This is a genomic window from Streptomyces sp. NPDC007896 (assembly GCF_042959425.1).
GTDB lineage: Bacteria > Actinomycetota > Actinomycetes > Streptomycetales > Streptomycetaceae > Streptomyces.
Genome location: NZ_JBIBKX010000026.1, coordinates 79,769 through 90,363, shown reverse-complemented (window position 1 = coordinate 90,363; position 10,595 = coordinate 79,769). Strand labels below are relative to the sequence as shown.

General features: G+C 70.0%; 9 protein-coding genes. 3 read left to right on the top strand and 6 right to left on the bottom strand.

Going from position 1 to position 10,595, the window contains the following annotated elements; all coding sequences use genetic code 11:
• Position 1 precedes the first annotated feature (1 nt).
• The 5 genes from pstC to ACFZDJ_RS49400 all read right to left on the bottom strand — a co-directional run bounded on the left by pstC (position 2) and on the right by ACFZDJ_RS49400 (position 6,062).
• Positions 2 to 1,060: a phosphate ABC transporter permease subunit PstC gene (gene pstC / locus ACFZDJ_RS49420; RefSeq protein ID WP_391069430.1), complete on the bottom strand. Its 1,059-nt coding sequence runs from the start codon at positions 1,058 to 1,060 to the stop codon at positions 2 to 4.
• 275 nt (positions 1,061 to 1,335) lie between these two features.
• Positions 1,336 to 2,415 carry a hypothetical protein gene (locus ACFZDJ_RS49415; RefSeq protein ID WP_385387631.1) on the bottom strand — a complete coding sequence of 360 codons (1,080 nt, stop codon included), beginning with the start codon at positions 2,413 to 2,415 and terminating at the stop codon, positions 1,336 to 1,338.
• Between the two features lie 80 nt (positions 2,416 to 2,495).
• Positions 2,496 to 3,434: an N-acetylneuraminate synthase family protein gene (locus ACFZDJ_RS49410; protein WP_168510576.1), complete on the bottom strand. Its 939-nt coding sequence runs from the start codon at positions 3,432 to 3,434 to the stop codon at positions 2,496 to 2,498.
• Positions 3,435 to 3,448: 14 nt separating this feature from the next.
• Positions 3,449 to 4,681: an N-acylneuraminate cytidylyltransferase gene (locus tag ACFZDJ_RS49405; protein ID WP_101400268.1), complete on the bottom strand. Its 1,233-nt coding sequence runs from the start codon at positions 4,679 to 4,681 to the stop codon at positions 3,449 to 3,451.
• A 73-nt stretch (positions 4,682 to 4,754) separates the two neighbouring features.
• A complete protein-coding gene (locus tag ACFZDJ_RS49400) occupies positions 4,755 to 6,062 on the bottom strand; it encodes a DUF6716 putative glycosyltransferase (RefSeq protein ID WP_391069427.1) in 1,308 nt (435 codons plus the stop codon).
• 198 nt (positions 6,063 to 6,260) lie between these two features.
• Between ACFZDJ_RS49400 and ACFZDJ_RS49395 the strand changes: the two genes are divergently transcribed.
• From ACFZDJ_RS49395 to ACFZDJ_RS49385, 3 genes are all read left to right on the top strand, one after another.
• The gene (locus ACFZDJ_RS49395) at positions 6,261 to 7,241 is read left to right on the top strand and encodes a glycosyltransferase family 2 protein (RefSeq protein WP_168510572.1); all 981 of its coding nucleotides are present in this window, start codon (positions 6,261 to 6,263) and stop codon (positions 7,239 to 7,241) included.
• Positions 7,238 to 8,572 carry a polysialyltransferase family glycosyltransferase gene (locus tag ACFZDJ_RS49390; RefSeq protein ID WP_391069425.1) on the top strand — a complete coding sequence of 445 codons (1,335 nt, stop codon included), beginning with the start codon at positions 7,238 to 7,240 and terminating at the stop codon, positions 8,570 to 8,572. The genes ACFZDJ_RS49395 and ACFZDJ_RS49390 overlap by 4 nt, the downstream gene beginning before the upstream one ends.
• A 141-nt stretch (positions 8,573 to 8,713) precedes the next feature.
• Positions 8,714 to 9,913 carry an acyltransferase family protein gene (locus ACFZDJ_RS49385; protein ID WP_390934724.1) on the top strand — a complete coding sequence of 400 codons (1,200 nt, stop codon included), beginning with the start codon at positions 8,714 to 8,716 and terminating at the stop codon, positions 9,911 to 9,913.
• Here the strand turns inward: ACFZDJ_RS49385 and ACFZDJ_RS49380 are convergent.
• On the bottom strand, positions 9,898 to 10,548 hold the full coding sequence (locus ACFZDJ_RS49380; protein ID WP_391069423.1) for a TetR/AcrR family transcriptional regulator C-terminal domain-containing protein: 651 nt from the start codon (positions 10,546 to 10,548) through the stop codon (positions 9,898 to 9,900). The two genes, ACFZDJ_RS49385 and ACFZDJ_RS49380, sit on opposite strands and share 16 nt — an antisense overlap.
• Positions 10,549 to 10,595 lie beyond the last annotated feature (47 nt).

Below are 10,595 nucleotides of genomic sequence, written 5' to 3'. Positions count from 1 at the left end.
CTCATGCCTCGCTCTGTGCGCCGGACCGGGAGCGGGCCACGACCGAGGAGGCGGTGAAGTTGACCGCCAGGGTGAGCAGGAACAGCGCCAGGCCCGCCGCCATCAGCGCCGACATGCCGAAGGTGGAGGCGTCGCCGTAGTGCAGGGCGATCAGCGAGGAGACCGAGTTCGAGCCGGTCTGCAGGATGTGCGGCTGGATGGTGAAGACCGGCGAGATGATCAGGTAGACCGCGATCGTCTCGCCGAGCGCCCGGCCGAGGCCCAGCATGGTGCCGCCGATGATGCCGGCCTTGCCGTAGGGCAGCACGACCGAGCGGATCATTCCCCAGCGGGTGGCGCCGAGCGCGTAGGCGCCCTCGCGTTCGCCCGCCGGGGCCTGCGAGAAGACCTCGCGCATCACCGAGCACTGGATCGGCGCGACCATGAGGGCGACGACGATCCCGGCGACGAAGGTGGAGGCCGTGTAGACGCTGTCGGAGGCGAGCGGTTCACCCGGCTGGGCGCCGTCCACCGTGAACAGCGGAATCCAGCCGAGCCAGCTGGACAGCCAGCGCGACAGTCCGATCACATGCTGCTGGAGGAAGAACAGTCCCCACAGTCCGATCACATGCTGCTGGAGGAAGAACAGTCCCCACAGTCCGTACACCACCGACGGTACGGCCGCCATCAGGTCGACCATCGTCACCAGGGTGCGGCGCAGCTTGCGCGGCGCCACGTCGGAGATGAACAACGCGGTCCCCACGGCCAGCGGCACGGAGAGCGTCACCGCGACGGCGGCGATCAGCAGGGTGCCGGTGAGGACGGCCGCGATGCCGAACCGGTGGACGTCCGGCTGCCATTCGGCGGTGGTGAGGAAGGAGAAGCCGGTGGCCTTGAGTGCCTGACCGGCTCTCAGGAGCAGGAAGAGGCCGACTCCCGCCATGATGGCGAGGACGACGACACCTGCGGCCGTCAGCTGGTACCTGAAGACACGGTCACCGAGCCCACGGGCGGCGTACGCCCGCCGGGGCACGGGCCGCTCGGGCTCCGGTCTGTCGGAGTCCTCTTGCGCGGACGCCACGTGGGTCCCCCATTCCGGAAACGGAATCAGAGCGCGGCGGCCGAACGGCACCACGCGGGGAGATTCAATGGCCGAATCGTGTCGCTCCAACGCGTGATCTGTGGACAACCGACGAACAGAATGTGGCCGTTCCGTGCGCCACCTGTGCAGGGTGCGCACAGATGTTGCGGCGCCCCGGGCCAGGAACGCGCTGCGCCCCGGGCCGGGAACGCGGAAAGCCCGAAGGGCCCGCCGGGCGGTGCATGCCCGGCGGGCCCTTCGGGCCAGGAAAAGTCCTATACCGCCGCCACCGACGACAACCGGTGTACGTCCCGGGCCGTCCCCGTCACCCCGGACAGGAAGCCCTGGGCCCGTGGCGAGGCGTTCTCCGTCAGCCAGGCCGGGTCGATGTCGCAGACGGCGACGCGGACCTCGGTGCCGGCCAGGGCCAGCGGCAGCGTGTGGACGACCGTGGAGGGGAAGCTGAGGATCGTGCGGCCGATGGGGCCGCGGCGGGCGATCAGCTCCAGGGGGAGGTCGGGGCGGACGATCTCCAGGCCCGTCTCCGCGGCCAGCCGGTGGAGCTTTTCGGCGCTCTCGCGGCGGTGGGCGAAGTAGCGGGTGGCGCCGTGGGACTTGGCGAGGGTGCGGACCGCCTCCAGGTAACGGTCCCCGTCGACCACACCCGTCTCGACGAGGGACGTGCCGACCAGGTCCGCGCCCTTGGTGAGGCGGGGCGGCCCGAAGCGGGCCCGGGTCCAGGAGAAGTCGTTGGCGGTGACGCGCACACCGATCGGGGTCTCGTCGATCGGCATCGAGGAGAACACCTCGACCGTACGGTGCTCACCGGGCGTCAGCCGGCGCCGGGCCAAGGAGGACACCGGGGCGAAGAGCAGGTCGCGCGGGCCCGGGCGGCCGCCCTTGCGGTGCCAGCGGACCAGGCGTTCGCCACGGGCGAGCTGGGCGACGAACTCCATCGTCGCCGTGCCGTCGTCGACCACGACCAGGTCGGGGGCGCGGGTGATGGTCAGAAGAAGCTGCACATAGCGGGAGAACGGGTCTCCCATGACGATGCGACGGGCCCTGCGCAGCAGCGGGGCGAGGCCGCCGATGGTGTGGAAGGGCGCCGTGGTGCCACCGCGTGCCTCCTCCCAGCGGACCTGGTGGCCCTCGTCGCGGGCCAGTTCGGCCATGCGGCGCAGTTGGCCACGGGTCATCGGGTCGTTGGGGGACAGGACGACGAGGGTGAGCCCCGCGCCGGGCGCCGTGCCGTGGTGGACAGAGGTGTGTGCCCATTCCAGCACGTTCAGGAGCTGTACCGGACTCTCGACGAAGGCGAGAGTGTGGGGGCCGGTGGATCCGGCGCGGGGGCTCATCGACGTACGACCGTCCTGTCGTAAGGAGTTGTCGTAGGGAGGTGGGAGGTAACGCGTGGGGGGTTCTGGAGGTCAGGACCTCAGACCGTGACCGGCTCGCCCGCGGCCGCGGCGATCTCGGACTCGGCGACGACGCCCGTGACGCGGCGCAGCTTCTTCATGGGGCCGAGCTCGGACTCGTAGACCTTCTTGACGCCGTCGCCGAGAGAGGCCTCGATGGTGCGGATGTCGCGGACGAGGCGGGTGAGGCCCCCCGGCTCGACGGAGGCGGCCTGGTCGGAGCCCCACATCGCGCGGTCGAGGGTGATGTGACGCTCGACGAAGGTGGCACCGAGGGCGACCGCGGCCAGCGTGGTCTGCAGGCCCGTCTCGTGGCCGGAGTAGCCGATCGGGACGTTCGGGTACTCGGCCTGGAGGGTGTTGATGACGCGGAGGTTGAGCTCCTCGGCCTTCGCCGGGTACGTCGAGGTGGCGTGGCAGAGCAGGATGTTGTCGCTGCCCAGGACCTCGACCGCGTGGCGGATCTGCTTCGGGGTCGACATGCCCGTGGAGAGGATGACCGTGCGGCCGGTGGCGCGCAGCGAGCGCAGCAGCTCGTCGTCGGTGAGGGACGCGGAGGCGACCTTGTGGGCGGGGACGTCGAACTTCTCCAGGAAGGCGACGGCCTCGGTGTCCCACGGGGAGGCGAACCAGTCGATGTTCTTGCTCTTGGCGTACTCGTCGATCTGGCGGTACTCGTCCTCGCCGAACTCCACGCGGTGGCGGTAGTCGATGTAGGTCATGCGGCCCCAGGGCGTGTCGCGCTCGATGTCCCACTGGTCGCGCGGGGTGCAGATCTCCGGGGTGCGCTTCTGGAACTTGACGGCGTCGCAGCCGGCCTCGGCGGCGGCGTCGATCAGCTTGAAGGCGTTCTCCAGCTCGCCGTTGTGGTTGATGCCGATCTCGCCGACGACGTAGACGGGGTGGCCGGGGCCGGCGGTCTTCGAACCGAACGTGCGCAGACGGGAGTTGGTGCTCATGGTGGAGAAGTTCCTTACTTGTCGAGGGAGTCGAGAGAAGGGCCGAGGATCCAGCTGGCGATCTCTCGGATCGCGCCGTCGCCGCCGGGGACGGTGGTGACCGCGCGTGCGGCGCCGCGCACGACGTCGTGGGCGCTCGCGACCGCCACGGGCCAGCCCACGAGGGCGAAGCACGGGAGGTCGTTGACGTCGTTGCCGACGTAGAGCACGCGCTCAGGCGCGATGCCCTGCTCCTCGCACCACTGCTTCAGTGCGAGGTCCTTGCGGTCGATGCCGTGCAGGACCGGAATCTTGAGCTTCCGGGCCCGGGCGGCGACCACCGGGTTCTGTTCCGTGGACAGGATCAGCATCGTCAGCCCGCTCTTGCGCAGGGCGGCGATACCGAGCCCGTCTCCGCGGTGCACGGAGACGAACTCCCGTCCGTCGGAGTCGATCAGCACCCTGTCGTCGGTCTGGGTGCCGTCGAAGTCGAGGACGACCGCGTCGATGTCTTCGGCGGTCGGCAGCGAACCGGGGCGGTTCGCGTCGAAGAGGGGGGCCAGCGCGCGGGCGCGGGCGAGGTCGTGCGGGTCGTCGATCTCCAGCACGCGGGCCGGGTCGGTGCGGACGAGCTCCGTGCGGCCGAAGAAGCGGTGCTGGTGCTTGCGCAGGCCCGCGGCGTCCATGGCGTAGGCCGCGCCGGTCTCCAGGAGGTCCTGGGGCCGGTCCTGGCGGCGGGGCCGGAAGGACTTGTCGTGGTTGACGCCGTTGCCGCCCTCGGCGGACTCGTCGGCGGCGTCGCGCCAGATGAAGCCGTGGAAGTTGGCCACCGTCAGCGCGGTGTCGGCGCCGTTCTCGGCGACCGCTCCGGCGACCCCGTCGATGTCCTCCCGCGTGATGAACGGGCTGGTGCACTGGACGAGCAGGACCACGTCGACCGCGGAGCCGTGCAGCGCCTCGTGGGCGTCCAGGGCGTGCAGGACGGCCGCCTCGGAGGTGGCCGTGTCGCCGGCGATGGCGGCGGGGCGCAGCACGACCTCGGCGCCCGCCTCGCGGGCGGCGGCGGCGATCGCCTGGTCGTCGGTGGAGACCACGACGTCCGTGACGAGCCGCGTCGCCCGACACTCGCGCACCGCGCGGGCCACCAGCGGCACTCCGCCGACCGGCAGGAGGTTCTTGGCGGGGACGCCCTTGGAGCCGCCGCGCGCGGGGATCACCGCGAGCACCCGGCGCACCGGCGCCGCTTGACCCGCTTCCGAGTTGGTCATGCGCTGTTCTCCTTGACGAGGGACACGGGAAGGGCTTGAGGGATCGGCGGAAGGCTTGAGGGATCTGCGGTGGTCACAGCTCCCCCATCCGCCGGATCACGGGGGCCACGCGCTGCACTCCGTGGCGGTAGGCGCCGCGGGCCGCCCGGCGGACGATCTGCCGTACGGGGCTGGGCTCCTTGTCGGCCGCCGGGGCGCCGGGCAGCGGGCTGCCGTCCGGGGCGAGGTGGTGGCGGGCGAGGATCCCGGGGAGATAGCCGGGGGCGGTGACGGGCGTGTAGTAGGGGGCGAGGGGCAGCAGTCCGGGGGCCGCCAGCAGGCCGGTGATCCGGGCGCGCGCCTCGTCGAAGGCCGTCTCGTACTGGCCGTCGGCGGCGACGCCCTGCCGGGCCACCCACGCCGGGTCGGGCGCGGGCTCGTACCCGGCGTCGAGCTGGTCCCAGGAGGCGAGGCAGCCGGAGCCCACGAAGTGGTGGTTGCCGAGCGCCTCGCGCACCCCGAGGTCGCTGAGGACGACGGTGGGGATACGGCGGTGCAGGGACTCCAGGGCCGCCGTGGAGCTGATGGTGACCAGCAGGTCGGTGCGGTCGAGCACCTCGCCCATGTGTCCGTACACCAGCAGGAAGTTGGCGGGCAGGTCGGTCTTCTGCGCCAGCTTCTGGTAGGGCAGCTCCTCGATGTGCGTGGTGTGTTCGCCCGGCTTGGAGCGCAGCTTCAGCAGCACCTCGCGGTCCGGGTGGAGGCGGGCGTGCTGGATCAGCCGGTTCAGCAGGTACGTACGGTCCTTGCGGTTCTCCGGGACGGAGGGCTGGGCGGCGAAGACGACCGTGTACGGGTCGTGCTTCTCGTAGGCGGCGCCGCCCAGGAAGGGCAGTGCCACCTCCGTCACCGAGGAGGCGTCGGCGCCCACTCCCTCGTACACGGCCCGGAACCGTTCCGCGTCCTGTCGGGAGTTGGCGAGGACGAGGTCCGCGCCGTGCCGCAGCAGCAGGCCGTCGGCGAGCTTCTCGTAGACGACGCCGACATAGCCGGTGACGACCACGGGCCGCTTGGCCCGCCCCTCCCAGACGTAGGCCAGGCCGTGCAGGATCGCCTGGACACCGCCGCCCACGAGGGCGACGACGAGGACGTCGTACGGCTCCCCTTCCATGGCGCGCAGGAATTCGACGGCGGTGACCTCGCGGAGGGAATCCGCGCGGACGCCGACTTCTTCGAGCTGGCGGGCGGTGGGGGTGGCTCGGCCACGCAGGAGATAGCCGTCGAGCAGAATGTCCGATTCATTCGGTGAAATGCGATTCGCGGTGAGCGAACCCCATTTCCACCGGGTATCGGAATCCGCGAGAACGGCGACCCGCAGGGACTTCCTGGTACTTGCTGGCACGTCCAAGACGCTAGGAAGCCATTCCGAGTTGCGGCCCAACCTGAATACAACAAACGGTTAACAGCACATCGACGAATGGCGAATCAGGCCGCGATCCAGCCGGAAATCAGCTGGGTTCACGGCTTCGCCACGCGTCGTTCACCTGACATCTCACCAACGGTCAAGACGAATGACGGGCCGCCGCCTAACGTCACATGGGTGGTCAAGCTCTCCGTCATCGTGCCGTTCTACAACGTGCAGCAATACGCACCCGACACCTTGAAGAGCCTGCGTGCGAACGCACGTGAGGACTTCGAATTCGTTCTCGTGGACGACTGTTCACGAGACGAGACACCGGACATTCTCGCGCGCGCGGAGCGCGAGCTCCCCGGCGCGGTGTATGTCAGACACGAGAAGAACGGAGGACTGGCGACCGCGCGCAACACGGGCATCGACGCGGCGCACGGCGAATACCTCACGTTCCTCGACGGGGACGACTGGCTCGCCCCCGGCTATTACGAACAACTCGTCGCCTCCATCGAGCAGTTGGGCTGCGACTTCGTCCGTACGGACCATGTCCAGTGCACCGCGCGGGCCCGCACCATCCACAGGGTCCCGCACGGCCGGCGCGGAGTGGTACTGAACCCCCGCGACGCGATACTGCCCGCCGACCGCTCCACCTCCGTCGACTACGCCTACGCCTGGGCGGGCATCTACCACCGCCGGCTGGTCGACCGGGGGCTGCTGCACTTCACCGACGGCCTGCGGACGGCCGAGGACCGGCCCTGGATCTGGAAGCTGCACCGGGAGGCGGAATCCTTCGCCACGGTGGGGCTTCTCGGTGTGTTCTACCGGCGTGGCGTGGCCTCCTCTCTCACGCAGATCGGGGACGTACGCCAACTCGACTTCATTCGTGCGTTCGACCAGGTGGTGGCGGAAACCGCCGCGGACCGCGACGCCGAAATACTCCTGCCCAAGGCCGTGCGCACCTATTGCGCGATTATTTCCCATCATCTGGGATCCATCGAAAGGTTCGAGCCGGCAGTGGCACGGAAACTGAAGTCGATGAGCGCCGTCGCTCTGCGGAACATGCCGCAGGACGTGCTCGACGACGCCCTCGACTCGATGGACGTCCAGCGCGCCACGCGGCTGCGCCGGCTGCGCCGCCGTCCGGCTCCCACCACGGGGGTGGCCGCGTGACCACCCAGATCTTCATGGCGTCCACGCTCTACGGCACGGCCACGCTGGCCGCGGCCCTGGACACCGACTGTTTCCGCCCCGCCGACCGGCGCATCCTGCTCGTCTCCAACAACGCGGCGACGCCCGAGACGACGCCCGGCGTCGACGAGATGCCCGGGTTCGAGCAGCTGCGCGGCCGCTTCGACGACGTGATCTCGTGGAACGAGACCATCTCCCCCTTCCACCCGGGCGGCTGGGCCCCGCGGCCCGACGACGTCCCCCTGTGGGAGCGGCATCTGCGGCTCGCCTGGAACCTCGGCGATGACGACATCGAGCTGGCCGTCGAGTCGATCCAGGTCAACCCGGCGCTCGGCATCTCGCAGATCTTCATGGGCGCGCCCGTCACCGTGTACGCGGACGGCCTGATGAGCTACGGCCCCACCCGCAACAAGATCGACCCGCTGGTCGGCACGCGCGTGACCCGCCTGCTCCACCTGGACCTCGTCCCCGGTCTCAAGCCGCTGCTGCTCACCGAGTTCGGCGTCGAGCCGGAGATCGTGCCGACGGACGCGTTCTCGAAGGTGCTCGCCGAGCTGGTCGACACCGGCGACGAGCTGCCCTTCGTCGACGAACCGGCTCTCCTGCTCGGCCAGTACCTCTCCGCGCTGGACATCCTCACCGCCGAGGAGGAGGAGAACCTCCACGTACGGATGCTGAAGGGTGCCCTCGCGCTCGGCCACACGCGGGTGGTGTTCAAGCCGCATCCCTCGGCCCCGGCCCGCTGGTCGCGCCTGCTGGAGAAGGAGGCCGAGAAGCTCGGCGCCGACCTCACCGTGCTCGACACCCCGATCCTCGCCGAGGTGCTCTACCAGCGGATGCGCCCCGCCCTGGTGGTCGGCTGCTTCTCCACCGCGCTGCTCACCGCGTCGGCGCTGTACGACCTGCCGGTCGCCCGCGTCGGCACCGGCCCCCTCCTCGACCGTCTCACGCCGTACGAGAACAGCAACCGTGTCCCCGTCACGATCGTGGACGCACTGCTGCCCGAACTGACGGACGAGTCGGCGGTCAACGAGCAGCGCCGGAGCATGGACGTGACGGCCCTGACGGACCTCGTCCGGGCCGTCGGCTTCGCGATGCAGCCGAAGATCTACCCGGATCTGCGCCCGGCCGCCGAGGCCTACCTGACCAGGCATCTGAACCACCACACCCGGCGCTACTTCAAGCGCAAGCGCCTCACCTCGCTGGCGCTGCCCGGCGCGGTTCCGGCGCAGCTGGCGTTCATCCCGCGCAACGCCACCGTGCGCCGGGTGGCGCGCCGCGCCCGCTCGCTGAAGCGGGCGGTGGGTCGCTGATCCGGCTCCTGGGCCGGGCCGTCGCGGGCCGGCCCGGGAACCCGAAACGACGTACAGGTGAACGCGCACGGACCGTCGGGCGAATCGTCGGTCGGGCGGCCAGGTAAACCCTATTAATCGGATTAGTGTGCTGTGGGTCCCATGAGTCCCGCTGAGGGGAAACCTGTGATCGACTCGCGCGAGGCCGTCCAAGTGGCCTCCACGGGCACCGTGGCCCGCACCGTCCTGCCGCCCACGGACGTACCGCCCCCCGCGATACCGGCCAAGCGCCGGGAGACGCGGCTGCGCGCACTGGACGGACTGCGGCTGGTCGCGGCGCTGATGGTGGCCGCGTACCACTACGGCGGGCGCGACGGCGAGGTCGCGAAAGCGTGGGGCAGCTCGCCGCGCCACCAGTTCCCGGTGCTGCACGGGTACTTCGCGTACGGCTGCCTGGGCGTCCAGGTGTTCTTCGTGATCAGTGGCTTCGTCATCTGCATGAGCGGCTGGGGCCGCCCGCTGCGTTCGTTCTTCGCCTCCCGCGCCTCCCGGCTGCTGCCCGCGTACTGGGCCGCCATCATCCTGGTGACGGTGGTGTTCGCACTGCCGATGGTCGCGTTCAAGACGGTCTCGCCGAGCGACACCCTGGTCAACATGACGATGCTGCAGTATCCGCTCGGCGTCGACCGGGTACTGGGCGTGTGCTGGACGCTGTGGGCGGAGGTCCGCTTCTACGCCCTCTTCGCGCTGTGCATCGTCCTGCCCGGCGCGAACCGCCGCCGCGTGATCATGTTCTGCGCCGGCTGGACGCTGGCCTACGCCATCGCGCAGGGCGCCAAGATGCCGCTGCTGGACATCGTCCTGATGCCCCAGTACGCGCCGTACTTCATCGGCGGCGTCGGCCTCTACCTGGTGCACCGCGACCGCAAGGACGTGTACGCCTGGGGCATCGTGGCCGTGAGCTGGCTGATCGGCCAGCACTACGCGGTACAGGGGCTGTGGCACGCCCCGCAGGCGAACGGCTTCTCCTACCGCACCACCTACGGCATCGTCCTCGTCGTCACCTTCGGCTACGTCGCCGTCGCCGCGATCGCCCTGGGCTGGCTGCGCTGGGCCAACTGGCGCTGGCTGACGGTCGCGGGCGCGCTGACGTACCCCTTCTACCTCGTCCACGAGCACCTGGGCTGGGTCGTCATCAAGGCACTCCACCAGGGGCTGCACATCCCGTCGTACGCCACGTTCCTGCTGACGGCGGCGAGCATGCTGCTGCTGGCCTGGCTGCTGAACCGGTACGTGGAGAACTGGCTGACGCCGAGACTGCGCACGGCGCTGGCGAAGCCCCGGCCTCAACCGATCCCGTAACGCGTCCCGATCCCCGCGATCACCAGGGCCAGCCCTTCTTCGAAGTGCCGGCCGTAGTCCTCGAAGATCTCCGCGCCCGCCGCGGCCGACAGAGGGAAGTCGGCCATCCGGCGGGCGCGGTCGTCCACGTCATATCCCTCGCGGCGCTCCCCGGCGAGCGGCTGGACGCCCTGTTCCTCGGTGACGAACCCGAGGGTGTAGAGGTAGGCCGTCGTGGCCGCCCGGACCGCCTGGGCAAGGGTGAAGCCCGCGTCCGTGAGCAGACGCAGGGTCCGTTCCATCTCGACCGCGTGCAGAGTGCCGGTGAAGCGTGAGCCGCTGAAGACCCTGGCGCCGTCGCGGTAGCTCAGCAGCGCGGCGCGCAGTGCGCGGTTGGCCGCCAGGAGCCGCTCCTGCCAGGTGGCGTCGGGGTCCGCCGGCGCGGCCTCGGTCATCCGGCGGTACATCTCCGTCGCCATCTCGTCGAGCAGCGCCTGTTTGTCCTTGAAGTGCCAGTACAGGGCGGGTGCCTTGACGTCCAGTTCCTTGGCGATGGCGCGCAGGGTCAGGCCCTCCAGTCCCCCCTCGTTCAGGAGTTTCAGGGCGGTGTCCGCGACGCGCTTGCGATCGAGCGGCGCTCGTCGTTCCGTACTCACACTTGACAACTTAACACCGTTAAGGCCACGCTCGGAAACGCCAGAAC